13 protein-coding genes are annotated in these 18,827 nt (G+C 40.2%); 2 read left to right on the top strand and 11 right to left on the bottom strand.

The window, feature by feature from the left end; all coding sequences use genetic code 11:
• Positions 1-339: 339 nt before the first annotated feature.
• Positions 340-867 carry a ribonuclease FAU-1 family protein gene (locus tag F7732_RS15775; protein ID WP_240056654.1) on the top strand — a complete coding sequence of 176 codons (528 nt, stop codon included), beginning with the start codon at positions 340-342 and terminating at the stop codon, positions 865-867.
• Between the two features lie 279 nt (positions 868-1,146).
• Here F7732_RS15775 and cydC read toward each other — a convergent pair whose 3' ends face one another.
• Genes cydC through F7732_RS15755 form a run of 4 tightly spaced genes read right to left on the bottom strand, consistent with a single transcriptional unit; the run spans position 1,147 to position 7,021 of the window.
• The gene (gene cydC, locus F7732_RS15770) at positions 1,147-2,877 is read right to left on the bottom strand and encodes a thiol reductant ABC exporter subunit CydC (protein ID WP_151574971.1); all 1,731 of its coding nucleotides are present in this window, start codon (positions 2,875-2,877) and stop codon (positions 1,147-1,149) included.
• Positions 2,874-4,610: a thiol reductant ABC exporter subunit CydD gene (gene cydD / locus F7732_RS15765; protein WP_151574970.1), complete on the bottom strand. Its 1,737-nt coding sequence runs from the start codon at positions 4,608-4,610 to the stop codon at positions 2,874-2,876. The genes cydC and cydD overlap by 4 nt, the downstream gene beginning before the upstream one ends.
• Before the next feature lie 15 nt (positions 4,611-4,625).
• Complete coding sequence (locus F7732_RS15760) at positions 4,626-5,666, bottom strand: cytochrome d ubiquinol oxidase subunit II (RefSeq protein ID WP_151574969.1); 1,041 nt, start codon at positions 5,664-5,666, stop codon at positions 4,626-4,628.
• 17 nt (positions 5,667-5,683) lie between these two features.
• A complete protein-coding gene (locus tag F7732_RS15755; RefSeq protein ID WP_151574968.1) occupies positions 5,684-7,021 on the bottom strand; it encodes a cytochrome ubiquinol oxidase subunit I in 1,338 nt (445 codons plus the stop codon).
• A 348-nt stretch (positions 7,022-7,369) separates the two neighbouring features.
• Here F7732_RS15755 and F7732_RS15750 point away from each other — a divergent pair, with 348 nt between their 5' ends.
• Positions 7,370-8,032, top strand: coding sequence for an HAD family hydrolase (locus tag F7732_RS15750; protein WP_151574967.1), 663 nt, complete (start codon positions 7,370-7,372; stop codon positions 8,030-8,032).
• Between the two features lie 578 nt (positions 8,033-8,610).
• On the opposite strand, the gene F7732_RS15740 is transcribed toward F7732_RS15750, so the two are convergent.
• From F7732_RS15740 to F7732_RS15710, 7 genes are all read right to left on the bottom strand, one after another.
• Positions 8,611-9,639, bottom strand: a complete 1,029-nt coding sequence (locus F7732_RS15740; protein WP_151574965.1) for an ion channel — start codon at positions 9,637-9,639, stop codon at positions 8,611-8,613.
• 3 nt (positions 9,640-9,642) lie between these two features.
• Positions 9,643-10,869, bottom strand: a complete 1,227-nt coding sequence (locus F7732_RS15735; protein WP_151574964.1) for a glutathionylspermidine synthase family protein — start codon at positions 10,867-10,869, stop codon at positions 9,643-9,645.
• Entirely contained in the window at positions 10,863-11,318 is a 456-nt protein-coding gene (locus F7732_RS15730; protein WP_080847954.1) for an RNA helicase, read from the bottom strand. The genes F7732_RS15735 and F7732_RS15730 overlap by 7 nt, the downstream gene beginning before the upstream one ends.
• A gap of 19 nt (positions 11,319-11,337) precedes the next feature.
• Positions 11,338-11,736 (bottom strand): DUF350 domain-containing protein, encoded by a 399-nt coding sequence (locus F7732_RS15725; RefSeq protein WP_066448522.1) that lies wholly within the window; start codon positions 11,734-11,736, stop codon positions 11,338-11,340.
• A 28-nt stretch (positions 11,737-11,764) separates the two neighbouring features.
• Positions 11,765-12,100, bottom strand: a complete 336-nt coding sequence (locus F7732_RS15720; protein ID WP_151574963.1) for an aminotransferase yhxA — start codon at positions 12,098-12,100, stop codon at positions 11,765-11,767.
• Positions 12,101-12,253: 153 nt separating this feature from the next.
• A complete protein-coding gene (locus F7732_RS15715) occupies positions 12,254-17,101 on the bottom strand; it encodes an AAA domain-containing protein (RefSeq protein WP_151574962.1) in 4,848 nt (1,615 codons plus the stop codon).
• Positions 17,102-17,510: 409 nt separating this feature from the next.
• On the bottom strand, positions 17,511-18,560 hold the full coding sequence (locus F7732_RS15710; RefSeq protein ID WP_240056653.1) for a thermonuclease family protein: 1,050 nt from the start codon (positions 18,558-18,560) through the stop codon (positions 17,511-17,513).
• Positions 18,561-18,827: the final 267 nt, after the last annotated feature.

Below are 18,827 nucleotides of genomic sequence, written 5' to 3'. Positions count from 1 at the left end.
GGTCAATTACGGACTCATCGTATACTTTATTCATCTGATAACGAAGTTTTTATCATTAACGGAGCGCAAATGATAGTTGATGAAATGGATGAATCCATTAAAAAAGGTACGCGCCGAATACCGGTTTGCGTACCTTTTTTGAGTTGAAAGCAAGTTTAATTACATAAAAATAGCATTCACTTTTTCTTTTTGATACTTTAAGGAGGAGGATCTTAAGAATGATTAGTGGCTTGGGAGATCTGAAAAGATTCATTTTCACCTCTAAATACAAAATAATAGTCAGAGTTAAATGGTGGGAGAATGGAAAATAATATATTTCATAAAGAAAGGTAGCTATAAGTGGATACAATAATTGAAAGAAAAATAAAATATGATTCTAAAAAAGTGGATTATCATTGCAAGCTGTTAGATATGGGAAAACAAAGCGCTGTCCTTTTTCACATTAACGAAGAGTCATTTACAATGACCGCTAACCAGAGAAGCTTAACCATTCCTAAAGGAAGTTACACAATTGCCTATTATTGGGAGGATCGTCCTTATAATTTGTATTTTTGGAGAGATCAGAAAGGAAAGTATTTAGGTTCCTATTTTAACATTGTTAAGAATACGGCAATAAATGCAGAAGTGGTATCTTTCGAAGATTTAATCATTGATATCCTGGTGCTTCCTAATGGGGAATATTTTGTTTTAGATGAGAATGAATTACCAGAAGCACTTGATCAATTTGAAAATGGTTTTGTCAAACAAGCTTTATTTGAGTTAACAGGGGCATTGGATGTGATTCTATTAGAAGTTATGTTTGAAGCTAATGGGATTTATAGGCATGAAAGGTTTATTCCTATATTAGAAAACATTTGTGAGAGATGAGAGAGGGGGGCAAATTCTATATTCCCTTAAATAAGCGGAAGAAGTTCCGTTATTTATAAAATTACGCAAAAAACAGCCAAAATAAAGGGAGAAATTCCGGCTATTTGATCAAAAAACGTAAAAAAGGCCGGTTTTGTGGGGTATAACCGGAAAATCTCCGCTTATTTAATCCCAAAATAGCGCTAAAATGAAAATAAGCGGAATATCTCCGCTTATTCAAATCCGAGTTGAACGTCAAATAGAGTGGGTCGAGGAACCTGTCCCCAGAAACCCAGTGGGTCAAAGAACCTGTCCCCAAATCCCATTCTCAATCATCTTCATCCGATAAAAATAGCCATGCTCTTTCATCAATTCCGAGAATGTTCCCTGTTCAATAATCCTGCCCTGGTCCATCACAATGATTTGGTCCATTTGTTCCAATCCTGTTAGGTTGTGGCTGATGAGCACAATGGTGTTGTCTATTGCTCCATTGAATAGTCTGTTCATCACGCGCTGTTGTGTGATGGGGTCAACAGACGAGGTTGGTTCATCCAGCAGCAAAAGACTGCCCTTTTTCAGTATCGCTCTGGCAATGGCAAGTCTCTGTTTTTCGCCGCCGGAAAGATTTGCTCCTTTCTCCAAAACAACAGAATCCACAGATAAATGGTCTAGTTTTACATAGGAAAGCACTTCATTCATTTCATTATCGGAAATATTGTCACCTGCAAGCTTTAGGTTATCTCGAACACTTCCATAAAAGAAGTGATTGCTTTGAAGAACAGGGGAGATGTTCTTCCAGAGCTGATCTTCATCCAGATGGGCTAGATCCTGCCACTGTATACTAATGGTCCCGCTGGATGGCGGATAGAGTTTTAATAAGAGATGCAGCAATGTCGATTTTCCGGACCCGCTTGGTCCAACAATCGCTGTTTTGGACCCGCTCGGTAATCGCAAAGAAACATCTGTTAGTGTAGGGCGGGCTTCACCTGGAAAACAAAAATGGACGTTTTTACATTCAATTTTCGGGGGACCATCTAGCTCTGTCAATCTGCCATTGCTTTTCAGTTCTTGTTGTTTCTCCGCTTCATTGATGATTGAAGACAGACGTTCTGCAGCATGTCTAGTATCTTCAAAATAACTCGGTACCTCGGTCATTGGAGTTGCCGTTTCAGATACCGTCAAGGAAACAAGAACAAGCATCGCCAAAAACACGCCATCAAGCTCCCCGGCAGAAATCAGATAAGCCCCTAAAGCCAGAACAGACCAGGCAGTTAGGAGAGAAAACCAGTGATTAATGGCAAAGTTGAATTGATCGTGTATTCCTTTATTTTCTTGCTCATTAATGTACACATCTGAGGTCTGAATCAATGCCTCTTCTTTAAATGATAGCCTCTGATAAAGCTTTAAATCTAAGAAACCATATAAAAATTCGGTTGCATCAGTAGATAGCTCAGTGCGCAGCTGCCTTATTTTAGCTTGGATGCCCCGCTGTTTTATAGCAAAAGTAAAGGGAATACAAAAGCCGGTTATAACCAGACCTAATAAGAGAACCAATGCAACAGGCAAGGAAAACATGGCTGTGAAAAGAACTGTTGTCAGGAAAACAACGAGCATCACAATCGGCGGATAATACACGCGAAGGAAAAAATTCTGCAGGCTCTCCACATCGCCCACAACCCTCGCCAACAAATCACCGCTGCGAAAACGCTGAAAAAGGGAAGGTGCAAGTGGTTCTAGTTTGGTAAAGAAATAGGTTCTTACATTACTTAGAATGGTAAAAGTAGCTCTGTGTGAGTAATAGCGTTCCGCATAGCGGGCAAAGGCCCGAATGACGGTGAATAATTTTAGCAGAGCAACGAAAATGGTAAGGATATAAAGCGGCGGAAGCAGTGCGGCCTTTGAAACGAGATAGCCGCTGTCTGCAAACACAGCAACCGTGGACAATCCAGCCAGTATGCCAAAGAAGATCGAAATGTACAAATCTTTCCGTTCGATGAACATTAATTTGATTACGAATCTTAACTCTGTCATCCGGCCGCGCCTCCTTGATGTTCTTCTACCATCGTCAAATAATCCTTCGTTTGTTCCAATAGCTCTTTATGAGTCCCTTTTCCAACTAACGTTCCTTTTTCGAGATACAAAATACAATCTGCTTGTTTAATGGTATGTAATCGGTGTGCGACGGTAATGATGGTTGCAGTTTGGGCCAGCTCTGCAATCGACTTTTGCAGAATGCTTTCTGTATAAAGATCCAGTCCGACAGTAGGTTCATCAAACAAGATAATGGATGGCCTTTTTAAAAAGGCACGTGCAAGAGCAATCCGCTGCTTTTCCCCGCCGGATAACCCTCGGCCAGCTTCCCCAATCGACGTATCAATGCCTGCTTCTAATTGATCTACAAGCTCTGTGAGTCCAGCTTTTTCCAATACATTGCTTAGCTCGTTTTCAGAGATCTTTTTCCCAGGGCATGCAATGAGTATATTGTCTTTAATGGTGCCGGAAAAAATGTAAGGATCCTGTGAGATATAAATGAGCTTGTTGAACCATTCGCGTTCATCATAGGTAAATAGCGGCTCATTATTTACTAATACTTCTCCAGTTGCGGGCCTGTATATCCCAGCTAGTAAGTGAAGTAAGCTTGTTTTACCAGCTCCGCTTGGCCCAACGATCGCAATTTGGCTATAGGGTTCAAATTCTGCGTTAATGCCATGTAAAGAAAAATGATCTTCACCATATGTAAAAGATAGATTGTTCAGCACGATGCTTGGAGGGCCAGCACTTTGAGACAACGGTTCGCGGCCCCATTGGATGATCTCGCTAGATTCCTCCAGCTCATCTATTATTTTCTCTGCAGCAGCCATACTGCCTTTTCCTGCATGAAAGGCACTGCCAACATCCTTCAGTGTTTTATAAAATTCAGGCGCAATCGCTAAGACAAAGAAGGCTGGGAAGAAAGAGATATTTTGATATATGACAAGGCGGAGTCCAACTTCCAAAGCGATTAACGCCGTTCCGAGCATTGAAATGAGCTCGAGCACAAGAGAAGAAAGGAAAGCGAATTTAAGGACATCCATTGTTGCAGTACGATAATCAATACTGCTTTTTTTAATAAGAGCTGCTTCTTCCTTCACTTTTCCAAAAAGCTTCAATGTGACTAATCCTTGCAGGCTATCTAGAAATTTCCCTGCAAGGACAGTGAGTTTTTCAACGTGCTGAAGGGCCTTTTTCTCTGTTTTTTTTCCAATGATAATCATAAAGACTGGAATGAGTGGAGCGGTTACAATCATAATGACGGCTGAAACCCAGTTTTGCCAAAGTACGGCTGCTAATAGAATGATTGATACAATGGAAGATAAAATCCGCTGTGGATAATATTTGCTGAAGTAAGGGTCAATTTCGTCCACAACATCCGTCACCAGCGTTACCTTTTGCCCTGATTGCCCTTTGATCGATGCCTGAACAGGGTTATTGGTATACTGGGTGATCAATGCTTGTCGAAACTGTCTTTTTGCTTGAGATGCCATCGTTATCCCGGTTTTTCCGTGAATATAGGCGCATAATCCTCTTACTGAAAACACAGCTAAAAGAGCTGCTAAATGTAAAATAACAGCTGAAAACGGCTTTTTTTCTAAAAAAATATTTGTAACGATTGATACAATTAATAATGCCTGCAGTACTGTCATGCAACCTATTACAAACGCCGTAAACGAAAGAGAATACATGGTCTTTTTCTGTTGTTTGGCAAGATCTTTTAGCTGCTTCACCTTTTGTCCTCCTAGCTACCGAACATCATCCACTTTTTTATCTGTAAGATACCGTTTATCTTTAAGAAATAACCGCCAGAACCAATAGAATAATGGCACAAGAATCGCCATACCGATTCCATACCCCCACAGAAGTGAAAGGTACATTTGCTTATTTGTCACTGCATCATAAATCGTCAGGTCCGGATAGACAATATAGGGCATATGGCCCCAGCCGTAAGCAAAGCTTGCTAAGCCAATCTGCGCCACCATAAATAGAACTGCAACCCGCGGCTGCCCAACCCGTCCTTTTTTCGATGGCCACCAAAGAGCACTATATCCTATGGAAAAAACAACGAGGCTTAAGGCGAACAGATGCCATTGTCTGGCCATATTTTCAACCATCCACATCGCTTCCGGCATCAGTGTCATCGTTGCCGCAACAGCCATACTAAGCATGATCGGCCCTAGGATAATCGCATTTTTTCGATACACCTCATATGTTTCCATTGCTTTGGCTTCTCTGGCATAATCGCTCAGGAAGAGGGAGGACAGAAACAGTTCCGCAGCTAATCCAAAACCGATATGTGCATAAAGGGTGGGACTGGAAAGCAGTCTGTCATAAAGAATATAATGATTGCCGCCAACAATCTCCACAAACCCGCCAATAATAATCGGAAGGATGCTTAGCATTAAGGCAGGAATAAGCAGACCGGTTATGCCAGAGATGTATGTAAATAGCTTTGTATACTTTTGCACTGAATAGGAATACACCATAAAGGCACTTCTGATGATCAGCAAAATAAGGACGAAGCTGACTGGAACAATCATAAACGATCCTAAAGCAAAAGCCGCGTGCGGAAAAAAGCCGACTAAAGCAACAACAAATAACACTAAGAAAACATTTGTTACTTTCCAGGAAGGATTTAAGTACAAGTTCGCTATGCTGGCTGCGGTCGTATCTTTCCGGCCAAAATAAAACATCGACCAAAAGCCGGCGCCAAAATCGATCGCTCCGCCTAATGCATATAGGAACAAAAACAGCCAGATCACTACGATGGCAACATTGGCTTCCATTGTATATTTCCTCCCTTCTAAACCGTTGTGGTTTGATTTTCAAATTCTTTTATAAGCGGATTCCGGCGGAAATAATAACGCATCACAAGTGCTGTCACGACTAATAGAAAACCATAGAGCGAAATAAAAATGATAAAGAAGGTTCCGAGATTTGCTGATTTGGTTGCAGCTTCTGCGGTCCGCTGAATGCCATAAATCGTCCAAGGCTGTCTTCCGATACAGGCAAAAATCCAGCCTGTTTCAATGCCGAGCATGGCTAAAGGTCCGCTTGCAACTAAAGGAATGAGCACCCAATTCGGATATTCTCGTTTTTTGAAAAAGATCCGATAAGCTAATGCGCCAAATGACAGTGCAATTAAAGCAGACCCAATGCCGACCATGATGTTAAATAAGGTATGAACAAAGAGTGGCGGCCACTCGTCCCGTGGATATTCATTTAGTCCAACTACAACTCCATCCGTAGAACCGGTCGCCAGATAGCTGAGCATGCCTGGCACTTCAATGCCCCCGACAACTCGATTCGCTTCCGGATCAGGTGTGCCAAAAATGGAGAGTGGAGCATTTGACTGAGTTTCAAATAAACCTTCAGCCGCTGCCAGCTTAACAGGTACGTTATGATGCAGCCCCACAGCAGAATGATGCCCATTCGTTGCCGTCCAAAGGGAAGTAATTGCTCCAAAGATAAGCGCCATCATTAACCCTTTGCGATGATATGTTTTTTCACTTTGCTTCAGGTTCGGTTTTAACAATTGATAAGCGGCATAGGAAGCAACGACAAATGCAGTCGCTGTATAAGCACTGCTTGCAACGTGTATAGCTGTATAACCAAAGGCTGGATTTAAGACCGCTTCCCATGGACGTACATCGGTAATATCTCCGTTCACGATACTGAATCCCGTTGGTGTATTCATCCATGACTGTACATTCGTAATTAAAACAGCAGATGCGGTAGCTCCAAGTGCGACGAAAAAGACACTGATAATCCGCATTGTCGAACTTAAGCGGCTCGCCGCATACACGTAAATGGAAAGAAATAAAGCCTCAAAAAAGAACGCAAAAATTTCTAACGTAAAAGGCAGGGCAATAACTTGTCCGACTACTTCAATTAAACCCGGCCACAACAAAGCAAGCATGACAGCTACAATGGTGCCAGATGGAATAGCTACCCCAAGTAAAATTGCAACTGCTTTAGTCCACCGCTTTGCAAGAATTCCATAATCATTATCTTTCCTAACGACCCTCAATATTTCAGCGATGAGAATCATCAGCGTAAGCCCAACTCCCAATGTCGCAAAAATAATATGAAAGATAAGGGATGACCCAAACAGCATTCTCGCAAGCAACACATTATCCATCGTTCTCATCCTTTCAAACTTCATTCATATGGTTATTCTTGTTCAGGATGGATATTTTATGCATTGGTTTTTTGCATGGGTTTTGGGAAAGGGGGAGATGATGGGCAGTGATTTTATTGGATGAGAGTTGGTTATGGAGGGGCGGAGCGGGTTATCTGGAGATTACAATAAAACCGCTGGGTTAAGAGTTGGGGCAAGGAACCTGTCCCCCTAACCCAAACGGAAAAATCTCCGCTTATTTTAAAAGCCCTATTTTCAGAGAGAAGGATGTCTCCTTATAGGTACAGAAGGATTATGAAAAAGAAATAGAGAAGATTTAGGAACCTGCATAAAGGAGTGGATCTAGAAGTGATAAAAGCTGTTTTATTCGATCTAGACGGGACTTTGTTAAATAGAGATGAGTCAGTAAAATGGTTTATACAAATTCAATACGACCGTTTAAATAAAGCGCTGGGACATATACCAAAAGAGAGGTATATAAGACGGTTTATTGAATTAGAACACCGTGGATATGTTTGGAAAGATATAGTATATCAGCAGTTAGTCAGTGAATTTGAGATTACTGATATAACCTGGGAAGAACTGCTTCAAGATTACATAAGTCATTTTAAAAATCATTGCATCGCTTTCCCAAATCTCATTCGTATGTTAGCAGAATTAAAGACTAAAAACCTTGCTTTAGGCCTGATTACCAATGGTAGAGGACAATTTCAGATGGATAACATCAAAGCTTTGGGCATAGGTGATTATTTTAATACAATCCTAATTTCTGAATGGGAAGGGATAAAGAAACCTGATCCTCAACTATTTAAGCGTGCATTGCACCAACTCAATGTAACACCTAATGAAAGTATATTTGTGGGGGACCATCCGGACAATGATATAAAAGCTGCCCGAAATATAGGAATGAAGGGTATTTGGAAAAGAGATTCTCAATGGAACCATGCTGCAGCAGACTTTATTATTGAAGATTTGGGAGAGGTACCTTTAATTATTGAAAATCTAAACTAAGCAGGATTATAAAATGTAGGAAAATAACTTTTGTAAAAATACCCTTTATGTTATAATTAGTGTAAAATTACACTTTAGTGAAAAGGGGAGTAATAAAATGAAGAAATTTCAAAGTGGTATCCTCATACTCATTCTATTTTGTTTTCCATATGTCTACTTTTCTATGTATCAGGATTTTGATAACAGATCAATGCTCGGTTATTTATTTATGATTATAGTGACCTCACTTCTTGCTTTCTTTAGCAAACGATCCAATAATTTGTTCTTTCTTGTATTAGGGAATATTTTGTCAGCTATTATTTCATATATTTATATAAGTGATATGGCAGGAAACGACCGGTGGGAGGGTTATTTTAAGCCGCTTGCTCCAAATGACTTTTTGATCTTGGTTAGTGTGTTGAATTTAATTCCTCAATTCTGTGCTATATGGTTAGCGAGAAGCCCCAAAAATAGAGAGCAGAAGTGAGCTGCCTTTTTTTGCTTGCTCTATCTATATATGGAGTTTAAAACTAAAGAAAGCGAGGTTTTTTGGGTCAAGGAACCTGTCCCCATGACCCATGTCTCGCCTGCCCCAAGCCCTACCCCACAACCCTCCGATACGTCTCCTCATCACACAAAATAAACAGCTGCGCATCACTTGGAATAGTTTCCTGATGTCTCCGCGCAATATCTAGAGAATTCCCATCCGAAAGCAGTACAGCTCCCATATCAAAAAGCTCCATAGCGGCATCACGGTAGGTTTTCCATTGTGGTTTTACAGAGATAGCATAGAGGTTTTCTCCGTCTTTGTTGCTGAGCATTTGTTTGAATAGTTTGCTTGAACCATGGTGGAGGGAGGCTTGTGCCATGAGGCGGGAGACAGAATCATTGGAAAGAATAAATTCATCCACATTGGCATGCTCGAAAAGGGCGATATGTTTATCTTTTTTTACTTCGACGATGGTATAGATATTGCGGTCGTACTTTTTGGAAATATGTTCGACGCGAGAGGCAGTGAGAAGGGTTTTGCCATCGGCATATTCTGCCTGATCGTTTCGGTCATCGGAAAAGATTGCGACCGATTTCGCTTCAAGAATATTGGCTTTCAGTAAAACTTCTTCTTCAGCAGGATTGCCACTGATAAAATGGACCTGATCGCCTTCAATTGGTGCGCGTTCCAGATGGTCAATGATGACGATTTCCTTTTTCGGGCCGCTGCTGGTGATTTCCTCTATGACATTAGCTAACTTTTCTTTCGTGCCGCCGATTAAAATATAATGATCTTTCCCGGAATACTGCAATTTTCCTTCCTCCTTCCATTTACGGTAAGTGCTGAAGCCTTCAAATAGTTTTCCAATAATAATCCCCATTCCGCCGATGCCAAACGTATAAACTAGCAGCATGGTGAAAACCCTGCCGAGATCACTTGTTGGATAATAATCGCCATATCCAACTGTGACGAGCGTTGTCATCGTCCACCATAGGGCATCGATATAGCGCGGAAAAGTTTCGGGCTCCACCAGCTTCATCGTGAGGCTGCTGATAATAATCATCGCAGCAGCCAGCAGAGCCGCATCAATCAGTCTAATTTTCGTTAGCTTCGAAAAGATTTTATGTAGAATATACATGCTCTACCTCCTGATTCCCGCAGGAAGATAATAAGATAGGTTATTGGTGATGGTTTCGCCAATCCGATAACCGATAGCTCCAGGCTTCCCATTTAGCAGAAAGCTGCCGAGAAGCAATTTGCCATTTTGTTTGCCTTTTTCACTCTGAAAATCCATGGACGGATGCTCGATATATTGCTGGTATACGGAGAGATAGTCGGTATAAGAGCTTTGCGCATCCGCTAAAACAAGATTTCCGCTACGATTAAAAATCTCAACCGTATCGCCTTCACGCCCAAAGATCGGCTTTTTCACAAAAGGAATGCCATTTTGGATGAAATAATCTGCTTCCAGATAGGTTGGAAGGAAGTACTCTCCAATCCAGCTATGCTCTTCCTCTGTAAAAAAAGGATGATCTTCTTCATGTAAGCCCCAAATAATTGCCTGAACCGCTTTGTTTTGCAGCAGAAAAGCGGAGGGAGGATTAATAACAGTAAGCTTTCCATCCTCAATCAGCTCTAGTAACCAAAGTCCGATCAGATTTCCTTTGTCATCCTCATCTTTAATCAGGTTTTCAATCGGAAACGTTTGGCGATAGAGAATATCGATTTGTTTCCCTCGCTCATCAAATAGCCCCACACCTTTTTCAATGTGAAGCTTATGGAGAGGGGTGAACTTGGAATCTATTCCTTTTTGCAGATATAGAACCGTTTCCCGATCCTCAATATTGTCTTCATGAGCGGTGAACACAATATGAGGTTCTTTCTTTTGCGAGCTTTTTTTAATGCTTTCCTGTACGGCATTTCTTAACTTTGCTTCCATGCCTTCATTCGGATCGATCATCCCAAACTCCCGGCAGATTTCACCGTTAATCGAAAAGAGCTCTTTAATGAAGGTAGGCGTATCTGCATTAATCTCAATGCATTTATAGCTGTCGCCGGAGGGTATCAAATCTAGCCTGGCGACCACGCTCTCAGAATCCATCGTTTTCAAACGAATATAGGAAAGGGTTTCAGCTGGAAACCCCATTTCAAGCAATGTTTCATTTGGAACTTTGCGAAGAAGGGAGGCGGTTTTAAAGAAAACGGCTCCGATTCGTTCGCTGATCAGACGTATGCGATCTGCTTCAGCCTGTTCCAGCGGCTTGATATCATAAAGGGCATATTCCTCCCCATAAAGATCGTGCCAGAAGCCTTCGATTTTTTCATAAAATTGTTTCCGTTTTGTCCGGTAGTCAGCAGTATTCACCATGCTTCAAATTCCTCGACATACAGAACATAGACGCCTCTGTCCTCATCGATCTCTGTCGAAGTCACTTTTCTTTTTCCGAGCTGCGGAATGTCGACAATGTCTTTCAGCAGATAGCGCAGAACGTCAAAGTGAGTATCACAGGGAATACGTGAAAGAAGGCGATAATTTTCCCGCTCATTTGGGCTTCGGAACTCGATATGTATTCCTTCTCCCCGAAAACTTTTTTCTTCATCCCCAGATAAATTTCGGCCAATTTCTTTCAAGACAAGAATCTCTTCCTTGCCGTCCATTTCATTCGAGATTAATTCATACTGTGACCCGCGCAGGATCAGGTATGTGCAAAGCTGTCTGGCGTAGAATTCGTCTTTTCCAACAGAGGAAGTTTTATATTCATAGAATGGATCATATCGTCCGTTGCCACGGTCAATATAGTAAGTTAATGCGTCCAACACAGGTCCCACCCTTAATTTAGTAAGATAAACACTTGGCGATAATCAGACCGATGGCCAAGGATAAGGAGAGAAGCATCACACCTACCGCCCGGTTATCTTCTTCAATCGCCTTAGTAATGCTAAAACGGATTGTCACCAATTCGGCAATCAGAAATACAAGAATCTGCGAAACTATGCCGATTGCTCCCCAAATCACCATATCCATCAGGTCAATAGAATATTCGGCTGCAGCGCCAAGCACAATCGCAAGCCCCAAAACCTTCCCGCCCAAAAACAAAGCAGCGGTTACATTCTTTTCACCAATCAGGCGAAATTCCTTTAACTTCGGGGTGCTCAGCGTAAAAATAATCATGCCTGCAATAAGAAGCAATAAAGCTACCCCTAAATAAGAAGCAAAATTTAAGTATAAATTCATCTTTTCATCCTCCTTTTTCTAAAAGCCATTATCCGCCAGAACTTGAAGACCCACTTCCAAACCCTGAACTCCTGTTTTTCGAATCTCCGGCAAACGAAGAACTGCTTTTATAACTTTTATAGGCAGAGCTGTTCAGCAATGCATTCTTTCCTTTGTAAAACGTCCCGCCATAAAAAAAGTGCCCATAATGCCGGGAATGATCATCATCACATTCATATACACCACCATCTTCATCCCATTCCCAGTCATCACAATCCGTATCAGTGGGAGGGGGAGGAGCTTCTGCCTGCGAGCTGCAGCCCGAAAGACCGATTGTCAGAGCAGTCGCCGTAATGCCCGCCATGACTAACTTCGTCTTACCCATACTTTCACCTCGTTTCATATTTCATATTATCTTACGGAGGAGGGCGGGAAAAGATTCGGTTTTTTAAGTTAATACAGAAATATTGCATAGGTAAAAAAATACCCCAAAAGGTAGAAGGACTCGCTCACTCTAACCTTTGGGGCAAATAACGTATTAATCTCGGTAAGAAGTAAACCAAGCAGGCTGTCTATTGGTTGATTTACTGCCATTATAAGCGTATGTGAAGGCAATTCCATCTTTACGCAGGTCGTCGATCATACTCGAAAGTTCCTGACCTCCAATTAACCAAAGAGCACCTTGTTTATCCCTCATATCAACAACCTCAAGTCCTTTGCTGATTAAGAATTGTTTAAGGTTGGCTTTTGGAGATAACTCGGCTTTCACTGTATCTTGCACAGGATTAATAACTGTACTATTTTCTTCGGTTGCAGATTCAATTGTAGTTGCTGGAATGCGCTCAACCACAGTGATAACTTCTTCCATTGAGGCAGCTATACTCGATTTTGTTTCTTCCATAGCGGCAATTGGATCAACATCAGAAAAACTTGCAGATGAAGATTCATTTTCTTCTATAGTAGCTGCTTCGCTTTCAGTTATAGAAGACTTAGTTTCCTTTTCATATCCAATTGGCTCAATTTCATAATATTTCAATGTATCCCATAAGGAAGACAGGGCTTTCTCTGGATCGTAATAGTAATCACTGCCTCTTACTCTCCAGAATTTCCAGCCGCATCTTTCAAGGATTCTTTGGCGATTCATATCATAATTGTATTGGTCTGGACCATGCCATTGATCTCCGTCACATTCAACAGCAATTCTGCCTTTATCTCCTTCAACAACCATATCAATTCGATAGTTGGCCACTTCATGCTGTGGGATAACTCTGTAGCCTCTTGCTGTAATTTGATCAAACACAGAACGTTCAAAGTCGCTTTCACAAAGAGCACGGTTGGATTCCAATATTTCTTTTGCTGGGTTTTCACAGTAAGAAATGAGTTGGTATCTTAAGCATTCTTTATTGCGGAAATCGTTGACACTTGGCGTATGGTAAAGCCAGAGTTGATCTTTGGCACGGCTGACTGCAACATTAAATCTTCTTTTATCCTTTTCCGTGGTGACAGCTCTCATAGCCGTTTGTCCAGGCGAAGCTACCATACTCAGGAACATAATATCTCGTTCGTCTCCTTGGAATGCATATGCATCACCGCAAATGATGTTTCTTTTCTCAATTTCTTCTGTTCCAATTTCGTCAACTAATAATCGTTCAATTAATTGTGCTTGTCCTTCACTCTGTAAAGAGATGACCCCAATGGATTTATCTTTATATAGTGGATTTTTGATACATGCTTTAATTTGAGAAACAATCGATTCTGCTTCAGGCTGATTATACACTTTTGATCCAGCACCTTCTCTGTAGCCGTTCGGTACATGCACGGTTCGGATCGGTTCCAAACGGTTTGGTGGGTATTGCCTTAATGGAATCAGCGGTGTATTGGTATAACTGATCCGGTTTGAGAATTCAATGATCTCCGGCATACACCTAAAATGTTCCCGTAAAGTAATACGGCCGCCAAAGAGTACGTTAGCAAGATCAAAAAAAGAGTTTTCGATGTCCAGCATGTCTGCCAATTTAAAGTCATTTAAATATTGGCTGCGTAAATATTGGATGTCTTCACGTTTGATCCCTACATATTCGGGACTAATTTGCTTATCATCTCCAACGACAATCAGCTTTTTAGCAATATATTGAAGAATAACTGCATCTGGACCAGACTGACTCGCCTCGTCGATAATAACTACATCAAATAAGTTTGGCTTCACATCAAAGGTTTCAAACACACGGTAAAGAGGCATGATCCAGGCTGGAATCGCATCACGGCATTCTGACATATGTTTTTGTGCATCGCGCAGATGAACATGTGCATTTTTACCTGTTCCTTTTCCAACTTTCCTCATCGAAGTTGTCCAGGCAAGCAAATGCTGACGCTGACCCTCAGTCATAGTGCTTAATGTGGAGTACCATGCTTTATGTGCACCTAATTGGGTAATGGTTTTGTGAATTTGTGCTTCTAACTCATTTAGATCCTTTAATAATTCTGCTTCACTGCTCTTAGAAAAATGAATGAGCCATGAATTCACTTTTGCCCAGTTCATTGTATTTTCTAAAACAGTAAATCTCTCAGTCCATGTTTGTGCATCAAATGAATGAAGAAGGTCTGCATAAACTTGAGGCAGAATGGCTTTTAATCTCTGTAAAAGCTTGTCACATCGCAAACTCATTTTTCCGTACTGATCAAGTTCATTCACTTTTGTAATGCTATCCTTGTAGTTTACAATATCTCGATTCAAAACTGCGTTTATTAGCTGATCGACCAGTACATGTTTTTCATTTTGATCAACGGAGCGCTGTACCTTTTCAATCAGCTGTTGGAATATATCTCGAATTGCCTTAAGCTCTTCATTTAATGAAATGGCTTTTAAAAGAGACAATATAGCCGTTACATTTTTCTCACGAAGAGGGTGATCCAAAATAAATGGTATGTCATTGTATTCTTGCTTGATTTGATCAATATGATCTTTCGCTGCCAGCAGCAGTTTAAAAGGTTCAATGATGTCTTCAATATTCACCACATTTAAAGAACGTGATTGAGCTGGAGTCATCTGAACCTTAAGATGATCAAGGATCATCATTTCCATCTTTTTAAGTGTATGATCCACTCTAACCGTTTCTTCTAATAGACTGACAGACTCGAGTGTGTCACACTTGCGTCCATCAATGCGAACATCTTTCACAATATACCATGCATCTTTTACTGCTTTTGGACGCATCATAGGCAGTCCCATACTTTTACCTTCTTTTAAGTGAGCATGCAGCATGGATACATCTGCAAATAATTGTGAAAGCGGGGTTTCACCAATTCCATGTATTTCAGCTAAGCTATGTTTGGCTGCCAAGTCTTTAACGGACCCAATTGACTGGATCATTTGATTATAAAACTCTTCCCATGGTCTGAATTTTGAATTCTCCAGGTCATCTAGAGCAGTAAATACCCACTCACCATTTAATCGATTAAGCCCTGTGTATACCGCTGATAATTCATGCAGTGTTTGACTTAATGATTCTCGTTTTTCTGAAGTTAAAATGGATAACTGATTATATTCATCGCTATGAACTTGTCCATATTCTTTTAATTCATCTAATATAACCTTTTCTCGGTTTGCATTTTGAGTAAAAACTTCTTCGTTTTCTAAAACCTCAACAGGTGGAAAAGAGGATTGAATCTGCTCTTGCACATTGTCATCCAAAACCTGCAGCAAGTTAAGCAGTTCAGTCAATTCAGCTTGCGATAGCGGGCACTGAGCATCCATTGCTAGCGTATCTCTTAACCAGCTATAGCGATCGCGCTCTCTCCTAATCTGGTCAGCGATTGTTTGGGCTGTACCCTTATATGCGCCATTTAGGAAATGGTGTTCAAATGTGTCCTTTTCGCGAATAGATCTGAGCTGATGGCGAGTGGATGCTTCCTTTTCTTTCAGTGATTTTAGTTGAGCCGTAAGTCTGGTAATTTCAGATTGAACAAAATCACTATCCCATGTATCCCGATTGTTTGAAATAATTTGCACAACCTTCTCTAAATCTTTGAACGATTTTGTATCGGCTCCTAACAAACTTACGCAAAGATCTTGCAGGTCACTTGGAATTTTATCTTTTAGTACTTTCAAAGCGCGTGCCGTTTCACTTGTAATTAGCACTCTTTGACCAGAGGAAAGAAGATGAGAAATCAAATTGGCTATCGTATGACTTTTCCCAGTTCCGGGAGGACCTTGAACAAGGACACCGTTTCGAGTTTCAAGATTAGAAATGATCTTTCGCTGCTCATCATTCGCTTCAAGCGGAAAATAAACAGTTTGATCCTTCATCTCAAAAGTGGCAGAACGTTCAGCTGATAAACCAGCAGAATCCTGATAATCATCCATTTCCTCGAAAATTCTCTTAATCCCGAATGGTATAGCCTCAGCAGACTCTTTCACATTTTCAATAATCTTTGTGCAAGCTTGCTGGAAGCCCTTTTCTGTTTTCTTTCTAAGAATCAGAGCTGGACTGTATAGAATGTCAGGCTGCTTTGGACTATCTTTTTTATTGTTTAATTCTGCTTCCTTATAAGTCCCATTAGCAGATAGGGAAAATACAAATGATCTGCAAATAGAATCAATCAGCTCTTTATTCCAGAAATCCATTTGTAATTCTTCAAGTATGTCCTGAATCGGCTTTAATGCAGTATTATCAAGGCGATTCTCGAGTTCAAGCATATCTTGCTCCAGTTCAGCCTTTACGCCTTCAGATGTTGGAAGCACCCTGATCAAGCCATTGTTTGAATCAAATTCAAATGAACAAGAAGTCGTTAAAATATGACGGTGCACAAGCTGGTCATCTGGCGCCTTCCAATTTAACAGACCAGCGCAAGCGATTAATTCATACTGTTCACCAAGCTTTTTTTGCTTTTGATAAACCGAGAACAGTTTCGTATAAATGCTTTGAATCTTCTCATACCGGATATATTCTTGCCTCCAAGGCTGCCATTGATCAGACATGTAAGATTCAAATTTTTGCTGAATATCTGGATTGTCATTCAAATAAAGATATTGAACCTCATTATCAGATATTTCATCATCCTCATAATCCGGATTCGTAATTCTATCTAGCAAGCTTGGTTCAGGATCAATGTTCTCAGGCTTATATGAAGGAGAGATCCAATCACTTAGTGAAATTGGAATAGAAGGAAATTCGGGTCTTACCGGTTTCTTAATTTCAATCCATATATCCTTAGCAGCACTAGTCAGTGGAGAAATACAATCTTTATCATCTGGAATTTCATTGAGGAATACATAATTTTCGTAGTTTTGAATATCCCGAATCAAAGGTGTCTTTAACAATGACAACTCTCTTAAGTAAGTAAATAGTCTAACCGTCTTATCTATCTGTAAAGCAGAAGAATCCACAATACCATCCTTCCTATAAATCGCTATATTTTTACAAAAACTGCCTAATACAAATGTATATTATATCATAGGAAAAATGAAATGAATTTATGGGATTGTTTCCAAATTTGTCTACTATATGTGAAGATTTACAGGGGAGTGAGGAATGGTGATGAAGGAAGGTATATGATTAAGTGGTTGAGATTATTTAGGAACTACAGTAATTTAATGTTAAAACAATATAAGAATTTAAAAACTTAAATTACACTGATCTTATTAATTTAAATATACACTTTTTAAAATTGCAATGTTATTAGCAGAGATAATCGCTACCATCATTAGCTGTTTAGAAAAATAGAGGCCAGAACAATAATTGGTCTGATAATACAAAAAATAGCCATTCCAATCGGAGTGGCTATTCCCTATTCTATTATCTTTTCGGAGCTCTATACCCAGCAGCTTCCGCTTCTTCAACCGAGCAAAACCATACTTCGGCTTTTGTTCGATCATAATAAGTACTTCCAGGCACATGGTAAATGCCGCTTTGATTCCCTTTAATATCACATGCTGGAGCTGGTTTAGATTCAGTTGTAGTCGTTTCTTGAGTTTTTGGTGGTTCTACAGTTTTAGTGGCAGCCACTTCTTTTTGATCCAAATCACCTTTCGTTGTTCCGCTCTCACCGTAAGCCCACAAACCAGTACCTTGATTCCGCGCTTCACGAGCAAACTTTACAAACTGTTCACTATATTTTACGTCTGGAGGATAGGTAGAAGGCTCTGCATATCCATTTAGAACTAAATCAGCATTGAACATTTTTGTTTTAATTTCATTTTCATCCATAACGTTAGAAGGAAGTTCCATCCAAATGATCCGTAATAAACGGTTATATCGATCTGCTTCAGAAACATCCTTTTGCAGCCAAACTTCTTTTCCTTCAAGCTTAGACTTTGTATAATCGCTAGCTTCCTTACCGTACTCTTCAGTTCGAGTTGTTGACTCAGGCGTGTTGACACCAATCAAACGAACCTTACTTCCGTCTGATAGCTCAACTGTATCTCCATCAACCACACGAGAAATGGTTGCAGCAACTAAACCCATTTCCTCTGCAGCTGCCAGTTTTTGTTCTTCAGCCTTCTTTAATGCTTCCTGTTCAGCTTTTTCCTCGGCTTTTTTCTGTTCTTCCAGTTTAGCCTTTTCTTCAGCTTCTTTTTGTGCTATAGCTTCTTCTTCCTGCGCTAATTTTTCTTCTTCTGTTAATCCAGCACTTTCTACTTCTTCGCTAGTTTCTTTCACAGGGGTTGAAGCTTGTTCTGTTGAACTAACTCCCATAGAAAGACCAACAATCATTAAAATAAATCCAGAAGCAATTAGAGTTAGGAAGTTTTTCTTAGCAAACCTCTTTTTAATAAGAGTAATAACTAAGTAAACGAACGAACCCAAAAACAAAAAAAGACCTAATAAAAATAACAGTATATCCACTGTTATAACCCCCTCAATATTATCAATGTAGCATATGAATTTTATATGATGTGTTAGGGTTTGACTATACATTCGACATAATTAGACATTTGGTATTTTTTTGATGGATAAATATATAAAGAGAAAGCATGTTTGGGTTAGGGGTAAGGGGTAATGCAATCTAAAGTAAATTATTTAGTTTTTAATCACTTTAATCGTTTAATGGTTCACTATTATACTCGAGAAAAATACTATTTTGGGAATTATAATGAAAATTTTAAAGGTGTA

The sequence above is a fragment of the Bacillus mesophilum genome (assembly GCF_008923265.1).
GTDB lineage: Bacteria > Bacillota > Bacilli > Bacillales > Cytobacillaceae > Cytobacillus > Cytobacillus mesophilum.
The sequence above is the reverse complement of the archived record's forward strand: the minus strand, read 5'-3'. Positions and strand labels throughout refer to the sequence as shown.

Excerpts from the sequence above, each read along its gene's own strand:
- F7732_RS15725 (WP_066448522.1), bottom strand. The coding sequence starts at position 11,736 with ATGAATTTATACTTAAATTTTGCTTCTTATTTAGGGGTAGCTTTATTG.
- F7732_RS15755 (WP_151574968.1), bottom strand. The coding sequence starts at position 7,021 with ATGGATAATGTGTTGCTTGCGAGAATGCTGTTTGGGTCATCCCTTATC.
- cydC (WP_151574971.1), bottom strand. The coding sequence starts at position 2,877 with ATGACAGAGTTAAGATTCGTAATCAAATTAATGTTCATCGAACGGAAA.
- F7732_RS15740 (WP_151574965.1), bottom strand. The coding sequence starts at position 9,639 with ATGTATATTCTACATAAAATCTTTTCGAAGCTAACGAAAATTAGACTG.
- F7732_RS15735 (WP_151574964.1), bottom strand. The coding sequence starts at position 10,869 with ATGGTGAATACTGCTGACTACCGGACAAAACGGAAACAATTTTATGAA.
- F7732_RS15760 (WP_151574969.1), bottom strand. The coding sequence starts at position 5,666 with ATGGAAGCCAATGTTGCCATCGTAGTGATCTGGCTGTTTTTGTTCCTA.
- F7732_RS15720 (WP_151574963.1), bottom strand. The coding sequence starts at position 12,100 with ATGGGTAAGACGAAGTTAGTCATGGCGGGCATTACGGCGACTGCTCTG.